Below are 21,342 nucleotides of genomic sequence, written 5' to 3'. Positions count from 1 at the left end.
ATCAGCAGTTAGCAAAACCAGGAGATAGGCTCCTACGGTGAGCCTGTTCATTTCTTCGTAATTACCCGTGTCAGGCATAATGCTTAGCGAGCGTCTTCCGGGATCATCATGGGAAAATCAATGGCTGAATCAAGCGGCGGATCTAAAAAACTGCTTATAGTAATGATCATGCTGGTATTGCTCTCCACCGCAGGGGCAGCAGCGGCTATCTATCTCGTTCTTGACCAGCGGGGCGGAGCCGAAGGCGAAGTCCAACAGCAGACGCAAGCGCCAACGCCACCAGTCTTTACGCGCATCGAACCTTTTACTGTCAATCTGGCCGATGATCGTTTCGGGTCACGCCTGCTCTATACCGGTATTACACTGCGCGTAGGCAACGAGCAGAGCAAAGCCATCATTGAAGAGCACATGCCCCAGGTACGCAGCCGCCTGTTGATTCTCCTGTCTGGCAAACAAGCGAGTGAGCTGACCTCTACCGAAGGTAAGGAAGCGCTGGCTCAGGCCATTATCAGTCGTTTATCTGTTCCCCTGACTGAGAATCAGCCGCCCCTGGATCTTCGGGAAGTGCTGTTCACCGAATTCATCGTTCAATAATCCCGGGTACTGGAGCCGTTCATGTCACAGGACGATCTACTGTCCCAGGAAGAAATCGATGCTCTCTTGAAGGGCGTCAGTGGTGATGATGAGCCGACCGCTACGTCATCACACACATCAGATGAAGCGCGCATACGCCCCTACGACCCGTCGACTCAACACCGGGTCATCAGGGAGCGCTTGCATGCACTGGACTTTATCAACGAACGATTTGCGCGCTATTTTCGTAATGGGCTGTTTAACCTGATTCGTCGCAGCTCGGATATTACCGTCGAGTCAGTGCGTTACCAAAGCTTCAGCGAATTCTCTCGCAACGTCCCGGTGCCCACAAACCTCAATATTGTATCGATGAAGCCACTGCGTGGCTCCGCACTGGTGGTCTTCCCCCCGAACCTGGTCTTCATGGTGGTGGACAACCTGTTTGGCGGTGATGGACGCTTCGTGACGAAATCAGATGGCCGCGAGTTCACCAATACCGAACAACGTATCATTCAGCGCCTGCTGAACCTCGCCATTGATGCCTATAAGGAAGCCTGGAAGGTCGTGTACCCGTTGGACGTACACTTTCTGCGTTCGGAAATACAGTCCAAATTCGCGAACATTACCAACTCGCCCAACGAGATCGTCGTCAATACCAAGTTCAATATCGAAGTCGGTAATTTATCCAGCAGCTTCCAAATCTGCATGCCCTACGCCATGATCGAGCCGCTGAGGGACCTGTTGGTCAACCCGATCAATGACAGCAACCATGACAGCGACGGCACCTGGTCACGACGCATGGCCAGCGAGCTTCGCCAGTCTGAAGTCGAACTCATTGCAGAGTTCGCTCAGATCCCCAGCCGCATTGCCCACGTGATGGGGTTGAAAAAAGGCGATGTATTGCCAATGGACATCCCCTCCACGATTACCGCGCGGGTCGATGGCGTACCTGTCATGGAGTGTGAGTACGGCAGCCAGCGGCAGCAGCGAGCGCTGCGTGTTCTGCGCTTGATCGACCATGCTGCCATGAATAACGTATCGTCCCAGGACTTTATTAAAGGTTCAACGCGACAGAAAGCCAAGGAACCCAAAGCATGACAGACCCAAACAAACCCGATCAAAAAGTTTCTGATGACGATTGGGCGGAAGCCATGTCTGCACAAGAAGAGTCATCGTCCAGCGCCGATGCCGCCAGTGACGATGATGACCCCTGGGCTGCCGCGATGGCGGAGCAAGAGGCTGCCGAACAAACGGATGCCAGTGAAGAGCCTGAACAAGAAGCTCCCACGGCCAAGCCAGCCAGTGACGATGTCTTCCGTCCTCTGAATGGTGAACGGAGCAGTGGTGCCACCCGTGATCTGGAAATGATCATGGATATCCCCGTCAAACTCACCGTAGAACTTGGCCGTACAAAGCTCACCATCAAGCAGCTACTGGAGCTTGCCCAGGGCTCTGTCATTGAGCTCGAGGGCCTGGCGGGTGAGCCCATGGACATTCTCATCAACGGCTACCTGATTGCCCAGGGGGAAGTCGTGGTCATCGAGGATAAGTACGGCATTCGTATTACCGAGATCATCACGCCCTCCGAGCGCATTCATAAACTCAACCGATGAGTGTCGCGACGACATCGACGTCCGTGGACGCGTTAAGCGGCGGCGATGCCCTTATCGGCATGGCCGTTCTCGGAAAGACTGCTGCTGCACTGGTCCTAGTGATTGCGATCATACTGGTGTGCACTGCCCTGCTCAAACGCTGGCAGCAGCACCGTTACGATCATGGTGCCCATCTGCGCGTGGTGGGCAGCACCGCCATTGGCAGCCGAGAGCGGGTCGTGGTCGTCGAAATCGAGGATACCTGGCTGGTGCTGGCAGTCAGTGGAGGGAAAGTCACCAAGCTCCAGGAGCGCCCCGCTCCCGAAGATCGTGCGCGGCCTGATCCAGAAGACTCACCAGCGCCTTTTGCTCAACGCTTCAGCAGCGCCTTGGCCGGCTATCGTCATAAGCATTCCGCCACCCAGCACTCCACCGACTCTCAGCCCAAACCATGACGCATGTTCTGCTTTTGTTTCGCTCTCTGGCACCAAAGAAATGGTTCCTCAGCCTGCTATTACTGGGCTGCTGGCTTTCACTACTATACGTGCCCGCAGAGGCGCAGCAGCTTCCCGGCCTGACCTCACAGCCAACAGGCGATGGTGGCCAACAGTGGTCGCTGTCTCTGCAAACGCTGCTCTTCCTCAGTTCACTGGCATTCCTGCCCGCCATGCTGTTGATGATGACCAGCTTCACGCGCATCATCATCGTACTGAGCCTGCTGAGAACCGCCATGGGCACCCAGGCCACGCCCCCTAATCAGGTCTTGCTGGGTATTGCGCTATTTCTGACTTTTTTTGTCATGTCGCCCGTTATCAGCCAAGTGTACGATACGGCCTGGGTGCCTTTGACTCAGGAAGCGATCAACTTTGAAGAGTTCCTGCTCCAGGCACAAATTCCGTTCAGAGAGTTCATGCTGGCACAGACGCGGGAACCTGACCTGGCGCTTTTCGTGCGCTTGGCCGACATAGGCCCGATGCAAGGCCCGGAAGAGCTTCCCATGCGTGTACTGCTCCCCGCTTTCGTCACCAGCGAGCTGAAAACCGCGTTTCAAATTGGTTTTACGATCTTCATTCCCTTCTTGATCATTGACCTCGTGGTGGCCAGCACGCTCATGTCGTTGGGGATGATGATGGTCCCCCCCGTCACGATTTCACTTCCTTTCAAGCTTATGCTGTTCGTGCTGGTGGACGGTTGGCAACTGATCATCGGCTCACTGGCTGAGAGCTTTTACATGATTTAGTACCGCTGGGCCGGTAAGGAGAACGAACATGACGCCAGAGATGGTAATGAGCCTTGCTTACCAGGGTATGCGGTTAATGCTATTCCTGGCAGGCCCCATACTGCTGGCCGCCCTGTTCGTAGGCCTACTGATCAGTCTGTTTCAGGCCGCCACGCAGATCAACGAAATGACGCTGACCTTTATCCCTAAAATTCTTGCGGTATTCACCGTACTGGTCGTGGCAGGCCCCTGGCTCATCGGCTTGATCACGGACTTCACACACCGTCTATTCAGTAATATTCCCGCGATGGTGATGTAGGCCGTGGTTGAGGTCACCTTTGCCCAGCTGCAGGGCTGGCTGGTCGCTTTTTTCTGGCCCTTCGTGCGCATTACGGCCTTCATGACCGCCTCCCCGCTGTGGGGCCATTCCAGTGTCCCCAACCAAGTCAAGGTGGCACTAGCCGCTGTCATCGCGGTGGTGATCGCTCCCTTGCTACCCCCTATGCCAGAGGTTGCGCTCATGTCCTGGGCAAGCGTGGGTATCATCATCGAGCAGATGCTGATAGGACTGGCCATTGGGTTGGTCATGCATATCATATTTGCCGTGGTGCAGGCAGCGGGCGAATTCATTGGTTTGCAAATGGGTCTGGCCTTCGCCAGTTTCTTTGATCCGTCTAGCGGCACCAACATCATGGTGTTGTCGCGCATTCTCTATATGGTGACGCTGTTGATGTTTCTGGCCTTCAATGGCCACCTGATGGTGCTGGAAGCGCTGATCATGAGCTTTGTCACGCTGCCCATCGGTATCGGGACACTAAACCCTGGCGCTTTTGAGCTGCTTGCCCGCTATGCAGGCACCATCTTTGCTTCCGGCATGCTGTTAGCCTTGCCACTAGCAGGCCCCCTGCTCATTATTAGCTTGTCGTTGGGCATCCTGAACCGTTCGGCACCCCAACTGACGGTGTTCAATATCGGCTTCCCCACGTCCATCCTGGTTGGCCTGACGCTGCTGATGGTCTTGATGACCGATCTTGGCAGCTTTCTCCAACAGCTGTTTAGCCAAGGCATCATGTTTACTCAAGGGCTGATCGAAGCCATGGCCCCCATAAACTAACGCCCAGCCACTGGAGGAGTGGCTGGGCGTAGATCAACGTGACAAGACTGTGTCACATGTAATCGAAGAGCGACATTCCCTTGATATCGACGAACGCACGCTGCGCTGCCTGCAGACCTACCTGCCGCAAGCTGTATTCGGAGATCGCCTCGACATAATCCAAGTCGACTAAATCTGACAGTGTCTGCTCATAGTTGAGCATCCGGTTACGCCCAACCGCATCGATCACATCCAGCTCATTCAACCTTGCACCTGCAGAGGCACGCACCGTCAACACATTGTCAAGCGCATTGTCCAGGTCGCGCATGGAAGTGTTCAGCGTATTGCGAAGCATGGCTTTTTGACTGCCACTTTCTGCTGGCGTCTCCAGCACCCGGATCGCAGCCTCCATCGTGCGGAACAGGTCGGCAGGACGCTGTTCACTACCTGACTGGGCAAGCAAAATTTCGTCGCCGGGTGCTGGCGTGCCACGTAATGTCACGCTGATGCCGCCCACACTTAGCTGTTGCCCATCGCGTTCATAAGGCTGGTCTGTTTGCCCTTCCACATCCAGCCAATCAGAGCCATTGAACTGTTGCACTGTGTAAAGCGGCTCTCCATCCTCATTTTCGGTAAATTGCACTCGAAAACTCGAGCCATACTCGGAGTCACTAACGTTAGTAATTTGGGGGCCACTAAAGGTGACACTTCCCTGATTATCGGTACTTGCTTCAGCAATATATCCTGCTCCACTTGGAACTTGCTGAAAAATGGTCACTCCATTCTCAGTGACAGGCATCAGCCGCGACGCATCCACGCGCTGTTGGCGTGCACTATTATCACCGTTGAACGCTATATTCCCCTCTGGCCCTTTGACAAAAGGAGGCGCACTATCCTTGTAGCCGCCAAAAAGGTAGCGACCGTTGCCATCCGTGGCGTTAGCCTGACCTATCAAGGTTTCGTAGATCCCTTTTAGCTCACTGGCAATCGATTCACGGTCAACATCACTTAGCGTGTCACTGGATGCTTGAACCAATAATGTTTTGGCGCTTATAACGGCATCGCTGATACTGTTTAGAATACTTTCCGTCTGCGACAACGCATTTCGCGCCGACACACGAGCATCTGCATACTGTTGAGTCATTGCCTTCGACTGGTCTACTCCGACAGCACGTGACGCTGCCTGCGGGTCATCCGAGGGATTCACCACGCGGCGACCACTGGCAATTTGCTGGCTGACTTTCAAGAAATCACTTTGCTGGCGGTTAAGAGACGCCGTGCTTTGCTCAAACATGGTGACCGTACTGATACGCATCGCCTAAGCCTCTTGTTAGTTCCGCAAGTTCAAAATGGTGTCCATAATAGAGCCCGCCGTATCGATGACACGCGCATTGGCCATATAGTACTGCTGGTAGCGAATCAGATTGGCAGCCTCTTCGTCCAGGTTTACACCAGACTCAGACTGCTGCACCGCGCGCAGCTGATCGGTTAGTCCTTGACGCGCGTCCAGGTTAACCTGAGTAATATTGGCACGGTTACCGACATCACTCACAATGGAGGCGTAGGCAGAACTAACGGAGGCTGAGCCTCCCACCACTGCCTCACTCTGCAACTTTTGCAAAGCTAATGCGTTACGGTTATCACCCGAGGCCGCGATAATGTTTTCGGTAACCGTCAACGTCGCCGCTTCATCAGTGGCCGGGAGTGAGGTAGAGGTAAGCGTAAAGCTCATCCCATCTATTTCAACCGTTTTGTTCTCTTCTAAATCTAAAATGCTATCTACATCAAAAGGTTGACCATCAATGCGGATCGTCGAATCCGGTGGTGTTACTGTTAACTTGCCCTCTGAATCCAGCCTTAACGTATACTCTTTATGGTTAGAGAATGCCCCTGGCGACATCTTTAGGTCATCAACGGCTAAATCACCCGAGTGTTTAAATGAAGTAAGAGAACTGCCTTCTTCACCGTCTAAGCCTGCATCACCTGCGGCTATTTTATCCCCGTCCGTAATCGCCACCTTCATATCCTGGCCGGCGCGACGAACAGGCTGAATTTCGAACTTATCGCCATTCTGTGGCGTACTCTCAAAGGCAACATTAACGCCACCAAAGGACAGTACTCCGCCATCCAATGTGAAGTCCACCTCGTCACCACTGTCATTACGTGTCACGCTATACGCGTCATTGCGATAACTGATGGTGTAGTCTGTAGCGCGTAGCTCATCAATATTATCAGTATCGAATTCAACGGATGCTATTTCAGAGGCATTGCCTTTATAGCTGTACCCTAGAGGCTTACTTAGTTCAAAGAAGTCCCCACCCAATTCGCCATCCAGGTCCACACCCTTTTTATGCTGATCGTTAAAAGCAACCGAGAGCGAAACAGCCAGCTGACCAATCTGATTCTGGGTTTTATCCAGCGTCTCAGAACGGAACGACATTAGCCCACCCAACGTACCGCCTTTTATCGTTGACTCATTTAACTTTACGACGTTACCACTACCATCACGATAGCCGACGATGGTGCGTTGTGGGTCGTTGTCAGCCTGTACCGCCTCCAGTTTAAAAGAGTCTGTACCCGTCACGAGCGGCTGGCCGTTAGGAAGGCTAATGTTATAGGTTTTACCGTCCTGAATATTCAGGTGTAGATCCATTCGCTCGTTAAGCTCAGAAACCAGATGATCGCGCTGGTTAAGCAGGCTATTAGGCGCATCACCCGTACGCGCACGCGCCAGAGAAATTTCTTTATTCAGCCCCGCAATCTGCTCAAGCGAGTTATTAATTTGGGTCACTTCATCCTTGATTTGGCTATTAATATTGCTCTGCATATCCTGCAGATAGCCATCAAAGGAGCGAAACTGAGCACTTAATGTACTTGCTGTTCCAAGCACCCCTTGACGAGCGGCAGGGTCTGAGGGAGAACTGGCCAAGTCCTCCAGAGACGAGAAAAACGTTTGCATCAACGGCGAGAGGCCTGCATCGCGATCAGCAAGCAAATTATCAATCTGAGAAACTTGATTGTTATAGGTAGACAGTGCGCTGGATTGTGTCTTGGCGTTATTGAGCTGATTGGCTACGTAGGTATTGAACTGCCGTTCAATATCATTAACGCGCACACCACCGCCAACGCGCCCCTCACCTAACAAGGTCAGCTCGCGATTATAGCCGGGCGTATAGACGTTACTGATATTGTTACTGGTCGTATTCAAGGCGTTCTGCGCAGCATTCAGGCCGCTCAAGCCGATCGAAAACATGCTCATGGTTCAATTCCTTAGGCCGATACCTGACTATCGGCAGTGCGCAGAAAAACTTGAATACCCCGTGACGCTAGCGGGCATCCGCCAACAGGTTGCTGGCCGTACCAATGGGCCCCATGGTGTTCATCACCGCAATCAGCTTCTCGGCATACCACGGATCAGTGGCGTACCCACCGCGCTGCAGCGCATGAGCTGCCTGCTCGGGCGTACCTGCCTGCACGACCCCCGCATAGCGAGGGTTATTGCCAATCAATCGGGCGTAGTCGGTAAACGCATGCTCAAACGAATCGTAGACACGGAAGGCATCGACCACCTGTGTGCGCCGACCGTTGATATATTCGTGAGTCACGATATTGGTCGTGTTGCCTTGCCAATGGCTGCCTGCCTTGATGCCGAACACATTGAAGCTGTTACGCCCCTGCTGAGTAGCGATTTCATGTCGCCCCCACCCCGTTTCAAGCGCGGCCTGGGCCAGAATCAGCTCCGCAGGTACGCCAGTGGCCACGCTCGCTGCTTGCGCAGGCGCTGCCAGGGTGTTCATAAAACGTTCTACATGATCATGTGGGTGCGGGTCACGCGTAGTGACAGCCGCCGTTGCCGGGCGCTCCGCTTGACGAGCGTCACTCTGGCGGACCGTATCCAGCTCCTGGTAGAAACGGCCATTGCCTGAGTTGTCATCGCGCCATACTCCCTCTGGCTGAAGCGGGTTATCCAGCACACGCGGTGTACCCCGTGGGATACCGGCGATCAGCGTCTGCAGCTCCTGGTCGGCATCCCGCGCCTGGCCAATGGCTCCCTGGCGCTGTAACTGGTCGATCAAGGCGTCCGCCAGCCCAATACCGCGAGACGCCATGACCTGCGACCACTGCTGATCCATCATTGACTGATAAAAACTCATGTCGCGGCTGTTCATCAGGCCTGACGTTGGCGTGGCATCGCGCATGCTTTTAACCATCATTTGAATGAACAGCGCTTCAAACTGCTGGGCAGCGCCCTGCACACCCGCTTCGGGGTCAACCCGGGCGTTGTGCTGAAGGCGCTGAAAGCCATTCATGTCCAGTGCGAACTGGCTCGTCATGTCTCCCATGCTCATCAGATGATCTCCAGCTCGGCGCGTAATGAACCAGAGGCCTTGAGCGCCTCAAGAATCGACATCAGGTCCTGCGGTGTCGCCCCAAGTGCATTCAGCGCATTGACGACTTCATTGAGTTGGGCACCCTCGACGATCTGTAGATACGCCTCCTGCTGTTCGATATTGATATCCGCGTCTGGTACGACCACCGTTTCACCCTGGCCTAGCGGATTGGGCTGACTCACCCCAAACTGGGTATCGATCATGATCGAAAGGTTGCCATGGGCAACGGCTGCCCGGCGCAGAGTCACCGCACTATTCATCACCACAGAGCCGGTCCTCGCATTCAGGACCACGCGGGCAGGCGCTTCCGTGGGCGTCACTTGCACATTCTCCACACGCGCCATGAAGTTGACCCGCTCGTTGGCGTCCATGGGACCATCCAGCGCAATCACTCGGCCATTTCTGGCATACGCCACGGAACGGCCGAACTCGCTGTTGATCGCCGAAACCATCCGTTGCACGGTACCGAAATCCGCGTCGTTGAGCTGCAGTTCCAACGCTCCGCCATTGCCCCCCAGATTGAGCGGCACTTCCCGCTCGACCAAAGCACCATTGGGTATCCGGCCGGAAGCTTGCTGATTGATTTGGACGCTACTGCCGCCCGCCTGCGCCCCCGAGCCGCCGACAAGCATGTTGCCCTGAGCAATGGCATAAGTATCGCCATCGGCGCCCTTCAAAGGCGTCATCAACAGCGTACCGCCGCGCAAGCTACTGGCATTGGCGATGGACGAAACCACGATATCCAGACGCTGGCCCGGTCTGGAGAACGGCGGCAGATCGGCGGTCACCATGACTGCCGCCACGTTACGCAGCTGCAGGTTGGTACCCGGCGGCACGGTGACGCCCAGCTGAGAAAGCATGTTGGTCAGACTCTGGCTAGTGAAAGGCGCTTGCGTGGTCTGGTCGCCGCTGCCATCCAGGCCTACGACCAGGCCATACCCCACCAGTTGGTTATCTCGCACGCCAGCAAAGTTAGCTAGCTCACGCACCCGTTCAGCCTGAGCGGGGAGTGCCGATAGGCAAAAAAACATGACCGCCGTGACACACGAGAGTAACTTGATGGAATTTCCCACCTTCCACAGATTCGCCATATTGCACCAGGCCTCTTTTATCGAGCAGTTGAGCACGCCTAGAAGGGCGATACATTGAGGAAGAAGCGCTGCAACCAACCCATGTGCTGCGCCTCATTGATGTACCCATCACCGACATACTCGATTCTGGCATCCGCTACCTGAGTGGAGGGCACCGTATTCTGGGCAGTGATCGTACGAGGGTTCACAACGCCGGAGAAGCGAATGAACTCCGTCCCCTGGTTGATGGCAATCTGCTTTTCACCACGTACTCGCAGGTTGCCGTTGTTCATCACTTCCAGTACCGAGACGGTGATGGTGCCGGTGAACGAGTTAGTGGCCTGCGAGCCGCCTCCACCGGAAAAGATACTGTCTGAGGAGACATCGAAGCCGAAGTCTTCCAGAAAATCGATGATTTCCGGTATTTGTGCGATGTCCAGGCTAGCCGAGCCGCTGCGATTGGCGTTCGACTGGGCGCTCTTGCTGGCACTGACCTCTTCGTCCAGCACAATGGTTAGAATATCGCCGATCAAACGTGGGCGGCGATCCTCGAACAGCGGCTGATAACCCCGTCTGGCTTGATAAATAGAGCCGTTAGGAACCGGCGGTGGGCGATCCACAATATTGATCTGCTCTTGCTCACCGACCACCGAGGCACGGGGTATCTGTGCACATCCCGCCACCATCAGGACGAATACGGCCATCCCGACAAGAGCCAAACGGCGCAAGCTACCATGGAGTTCAAACATAACGCGACCCTATCCCTATGCTCTACGCATCGGCAGCATTAGAGCTGGCTCAAGCGCGCCAACATCTCATCACTCGTTGAGATGGCACGACTATTGATTTCATACGCGCGCTGCGTCTGAATCATATTGACCATCTCTTCAACGACGTTGACGTTCGACGTTTCGACGTACCCCTGGAGCAGGCGACCAGCCCCATTGTTACCTGGCGCGTTTTGGTTAGGCGCACCGGACGCACCCGTTTCCAGGTACAAGTTGCCACCAATGCTTTCCAGACCCGCCGGGTTGATGAACGAGGCAATATTGATCTGGCCAATATCGGCGTCCTGCGCAATGCCCGGCTGGCGGACGCTCACGGTACCGTCCTCGCCAATCGTGATCCCGAGCGCATTGGCAGGGATAAAAATAGCGGGCTCAAGAGGGTAACCGTTGGCGGTGACCATTTGGCCATTTTCATTCAGCTGAAAATTGCCGTCACGGGTATAGCCAATGGTGCCATCGGGCAACAACACCTGAAAGAAGCCCTCACCGTTAATGGCCAGATCGCGAGAGTTGCCGGTCTCTTCCAGGCCGCCCTGGGTGTGCAAGCGCTCTGTGGCTACAGCACGCACCCCGGTACCCACCTGCATACCGGAAGGCAAGCGATCCTGGATATTGTTCTGCGCACCCGGCTGGCGCATGTTTTGATACAGCAAATCCTCAAACACTGGTCGAGAGCGTTTGAAACCGTTGGTGCTAACGTTCGCCAGATTATTAGAGATGACATCGAGCTTGGTTTGCTGCGACTCCAACCCGGTTTTGGCAGTCCACAAAGACTTGATCATGACTTGGTTCCCTTGGCTGAGTGGCTGCGATTAGCCTTGAATCGATAAGATGCTATTGGCACGCTGGGCATTTTCATCGGCCGTGCTCAGCATTTTCATTTGCATGTCGTAACGCCGCGCAACGTCGATCATCGATACCATGGCATCGACAGCACTGACATTACTGCCCTCCAGAGCGCCGCTCACCAGCCGTGCGTCTCCATCAGCGGGCAAGGCACCAAACTCTCCATCCTCGTTGGGTGGCGCTCTGAACAAGCCATCGTCACCACGCACCAGTGCCTGCTGATCTGGCGTGACCAGCTTGATACGGCCAACGTCTACCATTGCCTCAGGCCCTTCGCCCTGAGGAATGGCACTGATGGTTCCATCGGCGCCAAAGGAGATCTGCGCGCCTTGAGGCACCGCAATGGGGCCTGCATCCCCCATGACGGGACGGCCTACACTGAGCAACACGCCATCACTATCCAGCTGCAGATCACCACGCCGGGTATACGCCTCGCTGCCATCCTCCGCTAGCACCGCCATCCAGGCATTGCCTTGCATGGCCACGTCCAGCATCCGGCCAGTTCGCTCGATGGGACCTTGAGAAAAGTCGGTTCCCGGCGTCGTCGTGACGGCGGATACACGGGTAGGCAGCACGCCATCGCCTTGCACGGGCACCGAACGTACCGCCTGCAACTGGGCACGAAACCCCGCCGTGGACACATTAGACAGGTTATTGCTGACCACTGCCTGTTGGTCCATGGTGTGTTTTGCGCCACTCATGGCGGTGTAAAGCATACGATCCACAGCGGGCTCCTTAGCGCGATGACGCCACTATTACAGGTTAATAATGGTCTGCAGGAGCTCGTCCTGGGTGCTGATCGTGTTGGAGTTGGCCTGATAAGCACGCTGCGCAATAATGGTATCCACCAGCTCCTTGGCCAGCTCGACGTTAGACGCTTCTACGGCGCCCGCCTGAATAGCACCAAAACGGCCTGAGCCAGGCACCCCAAGGTTAGCCAAGCCGGAGCTGTTCGTGGCAGCCCACAGGTTGTTACCCAGAGGTTCGAGACCTTCGTTGTTACGGAAACTCGCCAAGGCAATCTGCCCGGCCGGGCGCGACTGATCATTGGTAAAGTTACGTACAATAGTGCCATCTTCAGTCACGGTGATACCCGCCAATGCACCCGAGGTATAACCATCCTGATTCAGCTCATTTTGCTGGGAAGTGTTGGCAAACTGCGAACTACCGGCAAAATTGAAGGCGAAGGTGAACGGATTATTGGCGCCTTGGACACCGGGAATCGTGATATTGATGGCGCTACTACTTTGCACGTTGCTGCCATCGGAGATGAAGTTTTCTATCCACTCCTGGTTGTCAGTTATACGCCCGGCATCGCCTTCAGCGTAGAAACTGGAGTTACGAGTGTAAGGAGCGTCGCCGTCCTGGGTATAGTTGAAAGCATCGGATACGGCAGTAACACCCACCACGGCAGAATTGGCTAACGCATCGAAGGCGCTGTTGGGCTCGGTGTTAAAACCGTCAACAGCCACGACATCGGCTTTGGTTAAAAGCTGACCGTTTTGGTTGAAGTTGAGCAAAAAGGCCTGGGGGGTATCACTTTCTGGGTCAAATGGGCCACCGTTAGCGCTTTGAAGCTGGCCGTCGACTGCGATCGTTGCAAGCCAAGTATTATCCGCAACTTTTTCGTAGTAAGTGGTAACCTGACGAGGGTTGCCAAGCGAGTCGTAGGTCGTGTAGTTGTTGCTAAAGTGGTAGTTAAGACTCAGGTCAGCCTGATCCTCGCCAGCTTGAATACGGAACCGATTGGTGACCAGATCTTCACCTGGCTGAGCCCGCGAATCCAGGTTGTAAATACCGTTAACTTCTGATGTTTGGCGCGCAGGCAGGTCATCAGCAGGTACTTGCAGTGCCTGTGGGGCGCCGCCGACGAGGATATCAGTGAAAGGAAACGGCAGTGCGGTGCCAGCTCTGACGGCCTCTTGATCAACGTTTTGATCCAGGCCATAGCCCGTCAGGCGATCGCCTTGAGCATTTACAATGAAACCATCGGATGTCAAGCTGAACTCGCCATTGCGCGAGTAGCCCACTTCACCTGATGGGCGCTCCAGGCGGTAGAAACCGTCTCCCGCCACCGCCAAATCCAGGTTACGGCCGGTATTCTCGATGCTGCCTTGGGTGAAGTCCTGGCGCGAATCGGACACGCGCACCCCAATTCCCTGTGAAGCCGCAAACACGTCGGCAAAGCGCACGCTTGAGCTTTTGTAACCCACGGTTTGTGAGTTGGCGATGTTGTTACCTGCCACGTTCAGTCTTTCTGCCTGAGCGTTAATCCCCGAGACGGCGGTAGTAAAAGACATTGTTGATCCCTCGAAAGTCGTTAAAGAAAAAGTGGTTAGAGAATTTGTTTCACTTGATCAATGGAAACCTGACCAAAAATCGCTCCCAGATCCAGGCGCACATCACTGCCCCCCTTGCCGGGCGTGACGCCTTGAACCAGCGCATAATTCAGCGGTTTGGCGTCCAACAGCTCCCCTTCAGCATCGGTGGCTCTGAAGTTGACCCGATAGGCACCTGCTGGCACGGCTTCACCCGCGTTGGTGGTACCTCCCCAACTGAACGACTCCACGCCTGCTGACACACGGCCCAAATTATTGGTGTAAACCACTTCACCTGACTGGCTAGTGACTGTCACTTCGACTCTTTCAGCAGGCACAGCAAGCTCAATACCAAACGGGGTAGCAAAAGAACCATTCTCGGCATCAGAACTCACCATGACATTATTTCCCGGGACCAGAACGGCTTTATCAATCAATCCGGCGGCCTGAAGAGATTTGGCAGCATCCATTTGCTCGGTAATACCGTTAAGCGTGGAATTCAGCTCTTCTATTCCACTCACGGTATTGATTTGCGCCAGCTGTGAAGTCATCTCCGCATTTTCCAACGGGTTAAGCGGATCCTGGTTCTGTAACTGTGTGATCAGCAGTGTTAGAAAGCTTTCACGCAGCTCTTGCGACTGTCGCGTTGACAGCCCGCTGGAGCCTGTTCCATTCACGCTGCTCATGACACTGGTATCAATATTCATCATCAGCCCTCGCCCAGCGACAGTGTCTGAATCATCATTTGTTTGGTGGTGTTGAAGACTTCAATATTCGCCTGATAGGAGCGTGACGCAGAGATCATGTTGACCATCTCGTGTACCGGCTCGACGTTGGGCTTGGCCACATAGCCATCTTCATCCGCGGCGGGATGGTTGGGCTGATATTCGAGACGCAACGGTGAGTCGTCTTCGACAATGTCACGCACGCGAACACCACCCATACCGTAGCGGTTGCTCTGCAACTGCGTCTCGAACAGGACGTGCTTGGCACGGTAAGTCTCACCATCCGGGCCTGCGACGCTGTCGGCATTGGCCATGTTGCTGGCCGTGACGTTCATGCGCTGCGCCTGGGCGCTCATCGCTGAACCAGCGATGTCAAACGCTGAAAACATGGACATGGCTTACTCTTCTCCTTTCGCCAGGTTATTCAGGCTGCATCGCATTCTTCAGGCCTTGAATACGACTGTTAATGATGGTGAGAGCCGCTTGATAGCGAACGGCATTATCAGCAAACTGGGTGCGCTCACGGTCCATGTCCACGGTATTGCCATCCAGGCTCGGCTGGTCTGGAATGCGATAGAGGAGGTCGGCGCTCGCGCTTCCCTGCCAGGCCGGGCCCTGCCCAGCCAGATGACGATCAGCGGTGCGTGACAGCATCAATCCACCGCCTTGGCGCGACTGAGCCTGACCATTGTCGACCGCCTTTTTCAATTCACTGGCAAAGTCGATATCACGCGCTTTGTAATTAGGCGTGTCCGCATTGGCAATGTTGGCAGCCAACACCTGGTGACGCGCCTGGCGCAAGCCAAGCGCCTGCTGGTGAAAATCAAAGGCTGATCCAAGCTGATCAATCATGCCGACCCTCGCTCGCCGTGAGGCCAAAATAAATCGGAAATTCTTGATCATGGATAATAGAGGCGAGGCTTTCATCTTAAAGCATGGAACAGGTAGCGTTTCTGCCAGCATTTCCCATGATACGGTGGCTACTTTTGCATTACACTGCCCAATCTACGCAGTCTCAGGCCTGTGTAGACTCTGAGTTTTCACACTGAGCGGCCCCTTCCATGCTTCATGCGTTGTCTCTCGTCACGGCCAGTCATACGCGCACCCTCTTCTCGCTCCTGGCGCTAGCCATTCTGGCTCTTCCCTATGCGGTGCAGGCGAACGACATGACGCTGGAAGAGAGCGTGCATCTATTTCTTTATCAACAGACGCAAACATTAGGGCAGGAAGCGGTCATCACCGTCACTCCCTCATCACCACATCTGCCTACCTGCGTGCAGCCTGAGCCTTTTTTACCCAACACGACCCAGCCCCCGGTCGGTAGAGTATCAGTGGGGGTAAGATGCGGTACCGATGGCCGCCAGGTGCGGTACATACAGGCACAGGTCGACGTCGTGGGTAACTACGTGGTCGCCACGCGTGATATCGAGCGTGGGACGCTCATTACCTCCGACATGCTGGGCCTACGGGATGGCAATTTGAGCAGCCTTGCGCCACAAACGCTGACCGATCAAGCAGACATTATTGGCAAGGTGGCTCAACGCCCGATTCGCAGCGGCGGTTCCTTTCAAGCACACTTTCTACAGGCACCTCACTTGGTGGAACGGGGGCAGCGTGTCACGGTCATAGCACAAGGCACTGGCTTTCGGGTTTCCCGTGAAGGAGAAGCCATGGCCAATGGCGCACTGGGCGATATTATTCGAGTACGCTTTGGGACACGCGAAATCGCCATGGCACGTGTCACTGGCCAGGGTGTTTTAGTGGTCGATTTTTGATTCAGCGCCTAAAGTCTTTAGTGCCCAAGCCGATAGTAACCATATAGCACGAGATGCCCAGACGTTGACGATGAGGCCCCCAACGTGAAAATCGACAACCTTAATCCGCTGGTACGCACCAACCAGGCGCAGCAGCGTGAAGATGCTCAAAAAGTTACCGGCCCCAAAACGCCGGATACGGGCAACACGACCCGTGAATCCACACAGCTGAGCCAGTTCAGCGCGGATGGCAGCCAGGACCTTGATATGGCCAAGGTGCAGGAAATCCGCGATGCCATTCGTGAAGGGCGTATGGAAATCCGTGCCGACCGCATTGCTGATGGCCTAATTGCCAACCTGAAAGAGCTATAATCCTTATCATGAGCCTATCTCGCCTTCTCGACAGCCAGCTGCAGCGACTCGATGAACTCATTGAGCTGCTTACACACGAGCAAGAAGAGCTGACCAAGGGAAGCATCGATGGCGATACACTGTCAGACATCGCCCTCAAGAAACAAGCACTCCTGGGTGAGCTGGAGCGCGTCGAAGTGCTTAGGCGCGGCGTACAGGCCAAGCTTGGCTATTCAAATGGCGCTTCTGGCGCTCGCCAGGCAGCCAATGATGCCGACTGCCTACCCGTTTGGGAAAGCTTGCTGGAAAAGGGAGAGCGCGTGGCTCGCATGAACGCCTTGACGGGGCAAATGCTGTCAGTGCGCATGAAACACAACCAGGAAATGCTGGATTACATTCGTCAAATTGCCGAAAAAACGCTTTATAAACCGGATGGGCGAAATAGCGCTCAACCTGGACGCATCAACGCTTCTGCCTGAAACACATCTGGACAACTCTTGTACAAGGCGCTTCAATTAGGCAACCTTGCCTAACTCTGGAGTCGTCATGCTACCTCATCTTCCCCAACAGTTTAACGCGGTGGTCACGGGAGCCAACGGCGGCATCGGTAGCGCCATCTTGCAGCGTTTACTCTCCTCCTCTCAGCCAGGCCACATCATCGCCGTCAGCCGCTCTCCGCTAAGGATGCAGCATGACAAAATCACCTCAGTCGTGGCGGACCTGACGACCAGCAGCGGCCGGCGCACCTTGTCAGAGACCGTCGGAGAGCAGCCACTTCACCTGCTGATCAACACCATTGGCATGCTCCACGACTTAGATCTGCATATCCAGCCCGAAAAACGCCTCGAGCAACTAAGTGAGGAAGCGTTCATGCGCGTCATGCAGATCAACGCGATGACGCCCGCCATGCTGCTTGCGGCACTCAAGCCTTCCCTGCAAGGGAAACATCCCAGCATTATCGCCAGTCTTTCAGCCCGTGTCGGGTCTATTACGGATAACGGCTACGGTGGCTGGTATAGCTATCGAGCCAGCAAGGCGGCCCATAACATGCTGATGAAAACGGCCGCCATAGAGATTGGCCGTCTCAACAAACAAGCCATCGTGCTATGTCTTCACCCGGGCACGACGGATACCTTACTCTCCAAGCCCTTTCAGGCCAGGGTACCCAGCGACAAGCTGTTCACAACGGAGTATGTCGCTGATCGGCTCCTCGATGTCATGGCGCAACGCAGGCCCGAAGAGACCGGCAGTTTCTGGGATTGGGCAGGACAGCCCATCGAGTGGTAACTAAGGTTTTTGAATATCAAGGTTTTTTAATATCAGCCCACAGCAAAAAGCCCCGAACACAGTGTGCTCGGGGCTTTCTACGGGATAAGTGCCTGACGATGACCTACTCTCACATGGGGAGACCCCACACTACCATCGGCGCTAAGCGGTTTCACTTCTGAGTTCGGCATGGGATCAGGTGGTTCACGCGTGCTATGGTCGTCAGGCGTAACAGGTAATGCATATCATGCTGAGGTGTTCTTGACGTGTATTGTGTGCGTCTCTTGTCAGCAAGCGCTCTGGCTCACTGCGGCGTATCCGGTGTTGCGAGTGCGTTCACACTCTTCGTTATCATCACGACCAGACCCCTTGGGTGTTATAGGGTCAAGCCTCACGGGCCATTAGTACACGTTAGCTCAACGCCTTGCAGCGCTTCCACACCGTGCCTATCAACCAGCTGGTCTCGCTGGGCCCTTCAGGAGGCTCTAGGCCTCGGGGATGTCTCATCTTGAAGGGGGCTTCCCGCTTAGATGCTTTCAGCGGTTATCCCGTCCGACCATAGCTACCCGGCAATGCCACTGGCGTGACAACCGGAACACCAGAGGGTCGTCCACTCCGGTCCTCTCGTACTAGGAGCAGCTCTTCTCAAACATCCAACGCCCACGGCAGATAGGGACCGAACTGTCTCACGACGTTCTAAACCCAGCTCGCGTACCACTTTAAATGGCGAACAGCCATACCCTTGGGACCGACTTCAGCCCCAGGATGTGATGAGCCGACATCGAGGTGCCAAACACCGCCGTCGATGTGAACTCTTGGGCGGTATCAGCCTGTTATCCCCGGAGTACCTTTTATCCGTTGAGCGATGGCCCTTCCATACAGAACCACCGGATCACTAGAACCTGCTTTCGCACCTGCTCGACGTGTCTGTCTCGCAGTCAAGCACCCTTATGCTCTTGCACTCATTGCACGATGTCCGACCGTGCTGAGGGTACCTTCGTGCTCCTCCGTTACGCTTTGGGAGGAGACCGCCCCAGTCAAACTACCCACCACACACTGTCCTCGATCCGGATCACGGACCTGAGTGAGAACGCCAATGATGCCAGGCTGGTATTTCAAGGTTGGCTCCCCTCGAACTGGCGTCCGAGGTTCAAAGCCTCCCAGCTATCCTACACAGGCAACATCAGCGTCCAGTGTGAAGCTATAGTAAAGGTTCACGGGGTCTTTCCGTCTAGCCGCGGGTACACCGCATCTTCACGGCGATTTCAATTTCACTGAGTCTCGGGTGGAGACAGCGTGGCCATCATTACGCCATTCGTGCAGGTCGGAACTTACCCGACAAGGAATTTCGCTACCTTAGGACCGTTATAGTTACGGCCGCCGTTTACCGGGGCTTCGATCAAGAGCTTCGGACGAATCCTAACACCATCACTTAACCTTCCGGCACCGGGCAGGCGTCACACCCTATACGTCCTCTTGCGAGTTGGCAGAGTGCTGTGTTTTTACTAAACAGTTGCAGCCACCTGGTATCTTCGACCGGTTCGGGCTTGGAGAGCAAGTCTCGTCACCCTACGCCGGCGTGCCTTCTCCCGAAGTTACGGCACCATTTTGCCTAGTTCCTTCACCCGAGTTCTCTCAAGCGCCTTGGGATTCTCACCCTGACCACCTGTGTCGGTTTGGGGTACGGTCGCACATGATCTGAAGCTTAGAGGCTTTTCCTGGAAGCGTGGCATCAATGACTTCGACACCGTAGTGTCTTCGTTTCGTGTCTCGGCCTTGAAGGGTCCCGGATTTACCTGAGACCCCAGCCTACTCACTTTCACCAGGACAACCAACGCCTGGCTCACCTAGCCTTCTCCGTCCCCCCATCGCAATCATGTCCGGTACGGGAATATTGACCCGTTTCCCATCGACTACGCCTTTCGGCCTCGCCTTAGGGGCCGACTCACTCTGCTCCGATTAGCGTCGAACAGAAACCCTTGGTCTTCCGGCGAGGGAGTTTTTCACTCCCTTTATCGTTACTCATGTCAGCATTCGCACTCGTGATACCTCCAGCATGCTTCTCAACACACCTTCATCGGCTTACACGACGCTCCTCTACCGCTCATCCGTAAGGATGAACCCGTAGCTTCGGTACCTGGTTTAGCCCCGTTACATCTTCCGCGCAGGCCGACTCGACTAGTGAGCTATTACGCTTTCTTTAAAGGATGGCTGCTTCTAAGCCAACCTCCTAGCTGTCTGAGCCTTCCCACATCGTTTCCCACTTAACCAGGATTTGGGGACCTTAGCTGACGGTCTGGGTTGTTTCCCTTTTCACGACGGACGTTAGCACCCGCCGTGTGTCTCCCACGCTTGCACTCACCGGTATTCGGAGTTTGCCTCGGGTTGGTAAGTCGGGATGACCCCCTAGCCGAAACAGTGCTCTACCCCCGGCGGTGATACGTGAGGCGCTACCTAAATAGCTTTCGAGGAGAACCAGCTATCTCCGAGCTTGATTAGCCTTTCACTCCGATCCACAAGTCATCCAAATCTTTTTCAACAGATCCTGGTTCGGGCCTCCAGTTGATGTTACTCAACCTTCACCCTGCTCATGGATAGATCGCTCGGTTTCGGGTCTATATCCAGCGACTGTGTCGCCCAGTTAAGACTCGGTTTCCCTACGGCTCCCCTATACGGTTAACCTCGCCACTGAATATAAGTCGCTGACCCATTATACAAAAGGTACGCAGTCACAGAACAAGTCTGCTCCTACTGCTTGTACGCACACGGTTTCAGGATCTATTTCACTCCCCTCTCCGGGGTTCTTTTCGCCTTTCCCTCACGGTACTGGTTCACTATCGGTCAGCCAGGAGTATTTAGCCTTGGAGGATGGTCCCCCCGTCTTCAGTCAAGGTTTCTCGTGCCCCGACCTACTCGATTTCACGTGATCAGATTTTCGACTACGGGGCTATCACCCGCTATGGCCAGACTTCCCAGTCTGTTCGTCTAATCCGTCACACGCTTAAGGGCTGGTCCCCGTTCGCTCGCCGCTACTAGGGGAATCTCGGTTGATTTCTTTTCCTCAGGGTACTTAGATGTTTCAGTTCCCCTGGTTCGCCTCCTGCCCCTATGTATTCAGGACAGGATACTCATCTTGTGATGAGTGGGTTTCCCCATTCAGAGATGTCCGGGTCGCAGGTCGTTTGCCACCTCACCGAACCTTATCGCAGGCTACCACGTCTTTCATCGCCTCTGGCTGCCTAGGCATCCACCGTGTGCGCTTCATTGCTTGACCCTATAACCCGAAGGAGTCTGGGGTTCGCAATGATAACGATTGCCGGATACGCTTGAGACGTATCACAATACAATTTACGTAA

At 54.8% G+C, this 21,342-nt stretch carries 22 protein-coding genes and 2 rRNA genes; 11 read left to right on the top strand and 13 right to left on the bottom strand.

The window, feature by feature from the left end; all coding sequences use genetic code 11:
- The first annotated feature begins 120 nt into the window (after positions 1-120).
- From fliL to fliR, 7 genes are read left to right on the top strand one after another with little or no spacing between them, the layout of a single operon-like run.
- A complete protein-coding gene (gene fliL / locus HSS18214_RS0112870) occupies positions 121-594 on the top strand; it encodes a flagellar basal body-associated protein FliL (protein WP_026001925.1) in 474 nt (157 codons plus the stop codon).
- 21 nt (positions 595-615) lie between these two features.
- Positions 616-1,671, top strand: coding sequence for a flagellar motor switch protein FliM (gene fliM, locus HSS18214_RS0112865; RefSeq protein ID WP_016915698.1), 1,056 nt, complete (start codon positions 616-618; stop codon positions 1,669-1,671).
- Positions 1,668-2,186, top strand: coding sequence for a flagellar motor switch protein FliN (fliN, locus tag HSS18214_RS0112860; RefSeq protein ID WP_016915697.1), 519 nt, complete (start codon positions 1,668-1,670; stop codon positions 2,184-2,186). Before fliM ends, fliN begins: the two co-directional genes overlap by 4 nt.
- A gap of 23 nt (positions 2,187-2,209) precedes the next feature.
- A complete protein-coding gene (fliO, locus tag HSS18214_RS0112855) occupies positions 2,210-2,620 on the top strand; it encodes a flagellar biosynthetic protein FliO (protein WP_337459491.1) in 411 nt (136 codons plus the stop codon).
- A gap of 53 nt (positions 2,621-2,673) precedes the next feature.
- Positions 2,674-3,405 carry a flagellar type III secretion system pore protein FliP gene (fliP, locus tag HSS18214_RS0112850; protein WP_156808520.1) on the top strand — a complete coding sequence of 244 codons (732 nt, stop codon included), beginning with the start codon at positions 2,674-2,676 and terminating at the stop codon, positions 3,403-3,405.
- 28 nt (positions 3,406-3,433) lie between these two features.
- Positions 3,434-3,703 carry a flagellar biosynthesis protein FliQ gene (fliQ, locus tag HSS18214_RS0112845; RefSeq protein ID WP_016915694.1) on the top strand — a complete coding sequence of 90 codons (270 nt, stop codon included), beginning with the start codon at positions 3,434-3,436 and terminating at the stop codon, positions 3,701-3,703.
- A gap of 3 nt (positions 3,704-3,706) precedes the next feature.
- Positions 3,707-4,498, top strand: coding sequence for a flagellar biosynthetic protein FliR (gene fliR, locus HSS18214_RS0112840; RefSeq protein ID WP_016915693.1), 792 nt, complete (start codon positions 3,707-3,709; stop codon positions 4,496-4,498).
- Between the two features lie 52 nt (positions 4,499-4,550).
- On the opposite strand, the gene flgL is transcribed toward fliR, so the two are convergent.
- The 11 genes from flgL to flgB all read right to left on the bottom strand — a co-directional run bounded on the left by flgL (position 4,551) and on the right by flgB (position 15,467).
- Positions 4,551-5,792 carry a flagellar hook-associated protein FlgL gene (flgL, locus tag HSS18214_RS0112835; protein ID WP_016915692.1) on the bottom strand — a complete coding sequence of 414 codons (1,242 nt, stop codon included), beginning with the start codon at positions 5,790-5,792 and terminating at the stop codon, positions 4,551-4,553.
- A gap of 15 nt (positions 5,793-5,807) precedes the next feature.
- Entirely contained in the window at positions 5,808-7,736 is a 1,929-nt protein-coding gene (gene flgK / locus HSS18214_RS0112830) for a flagellar hook-associated protein FlgK (RefSeq protein WP_016915691.1), read from the bottom strand.
- A 67-nt stretch (positions 7,737-7,803) separates the two neighbouring features.
- Positions 7,804-8,826 (bottom strand): flagellar assembly peptidoglycan hydrolase FlgJ, encoded by a 1,023-nt coding sequence (gene flgJ, locus HSS18214_RS0112825; RefSeq protein ID WP_016915690.1) that lies wholly within the window; start codon positions 8,824-8,826, stop codon positions 7,804-7,806.
- Positions 8,826-9,899: a flagellar basal body P-ring protein FlgI gene (locus HSS18214_RS0112820; protein ID WP_167538926.1), complete on the bottom strand. Its 1,074-nt coding sequence runs from the start codon at positions 9,897-9,899 to the stop codon at positions 8,826-8,828. Before HSS18214_RS0112820 ends, flgJ begins: the two co-directional genes overlap by 1 nt.
- Positions 9,900-9,997: 98 nt before the next feature.
- Positions 9,998-10,687 (bottom strand): flagellar basal body L-ring protein FlgH, encoded by a 690-nt coding sequence (locus tag HSS18214_RS0112815; RefSeq protein WP_016915688.1) that lies wholly within the window; start codon positions 10,685-10,687, stop codon positions 9,998-10,000.
- 38 nt (positions 10,688-10,725) lie between these two features.
- On the bottom strand, positions 10,726-11,508 hold the full coding sequence (gene flgG, locus HSS18214_RS0112810) for a flagellar basal-body rod protein FlgG (protein ID WP_016915687.1): 783 nt from the start codon (positions 11,506-11,508) through the stop codon (positions 10,726-10,728).
- Positions 11,509-11,538: 30 nt separating this feature from the next.
- On the bottom strand, positions 11,539-12,297 hold the full coding sequence (gene flgF / locus HSS18214_RS0112805; RefSeq protein ID WP_016915686.1) for a flagellar basal-body rod protein FlgF: 759 nt from the start codon (positions 12,295-12,297) through the stop codon (positions 11,539-11,541).
- Positions 12,298-12,327: 30 nt separating this feature from the next.
- A complete protein-coding gene (locus HSS18214_RS0112800; protein WP_016915685.1) occupies positions 12,328-13,872 on the bottom strand; it encodes a flagellar hook protein FlgE in 1,545 nt (514 codons plus the stop codon).
- Positions 13,873-13,907: 35 nt separating this feature from the next.
- A complete protein-coding gene (locus HSS18214_RS0112795; protein ID WP_016915684.1) occupies positions 13,908-14,600 on the bottom strand; it encodes a flagellar hook assembly protein FlgD in 693 nt (230 codons plus the stop codon).
- A complete protein-coding gene (flgC, locus tag HSS18214_RS0112790) occupies positions 14,600-15,010 on the bottom strand; it encodes a flagellar basal body rod protein FlgC (protein ID WP_016915683.1) in 411 nt (136 codons plus the stop codon). The genes HSS18214_RS0112795 and flgC overlap by 1 nt, the downstream gene beginning before the upstream one ends.
- Positions 15,011-15,035: 25 nt before the next feature.
- A complete protein-coding gene (gene flgB, locus HSS18214_RS0112785) occupies positions 15,036-15,467 on the bottom strand; it encodes a flagellar basal body rod protein FlgB (RefSeq protein WP_016915682.1) in 432 nt (143 codons plus the stop codon).
- Positions 15,468-15,676: 209 nt separating this feature from the next.
- On the opposite strand from flgB, the gene flgA reads away from it, so the two are divergent.
- The 4 genes from flgA to HSS18214_RS0112765 all read left to right on the top strand — a co-directional run bounded on the left by flgA (position 15,677) and on the right by HSS18214_RS0112765 (position 18,007).
- Positions 15,677-16,390 (top strand): flagellar basal body P-ring formation chaperone FlgA, encoded by a 714-nt coding sequence (flgA, locus tag HSS18214_RS0112780; RefSeq protein WP_016915681.1) that lies wholly within the window; start codon positions 15,677-15,679, stop codon positions 16,388-16,390.
- An 84-nt stretch (positions 16,391-16,474) separates the two neighbouring features.
- Entirely contained in the window at positions 16,475-16,741 is a 267-nt protein-coding gene (gene flgM / locus HSS18214_RS0112775; protein WP_016915680.1) for a flagellar biosynthesis anti-sigma factor FlgM, read from the top strand.
- An 8-nt stretch (positions 16,742-16,749) separates the two neighbouring features.
- Positions 16,750-17,199, top strand: a complete 450-nt coding sequence (locus HSS18214_RS0112770; protein ID WP_016915679.1) for a flagella synthesis protein FlgN — start codon at positions 16,750-16,752, stop codon at positions 17,197-17,199.
- Positions 17,200-17,266: 67 nt separating this feature from the next.
- Entirely contained in the window at positions 17,267-18,007 is a 741-nt protein-coding gene (locus HSS18214_RS0112765) for an SDR family NAD(P)-dependent oxidoreductase (protein ID WP_016915678.1), read from the top strand.
- A gap of 90 nt (positions 18,008-18,097) precedes the next feature.
- Here the strand turns inward: HSS18214_RS0112765 and rrf are convergent.
- Positions 18,098-18,213, bottom strand: a 5S ribosomal RNA gene (rrf, locus tag HSS18214_RS0112760).
- 153 nt (positions 18,214-18,366) lie between these two features.
- Positions 18,367-21,260: ribosomal RNA gene (locus HSS18214_RS0112755) — 23S ribosomal RNA — on the bottom strand.
- Positions 21,261-21,342: the final 82 nt, after the last annotated feature.

Origin of the sequence: Vreelandella stevensii S18214, assembly GCF_000275725.1 — a bacterium.
Lineage (GTDB): Bacteria > Pseudomonadota > Gammaproteobacteria > Pseudomonadales > Halomonadaceae > Vreelandella > Vreelandella stevensii.
This window is presented reverse-complemented; position numbering and strand designations above follow the sequence as displayed.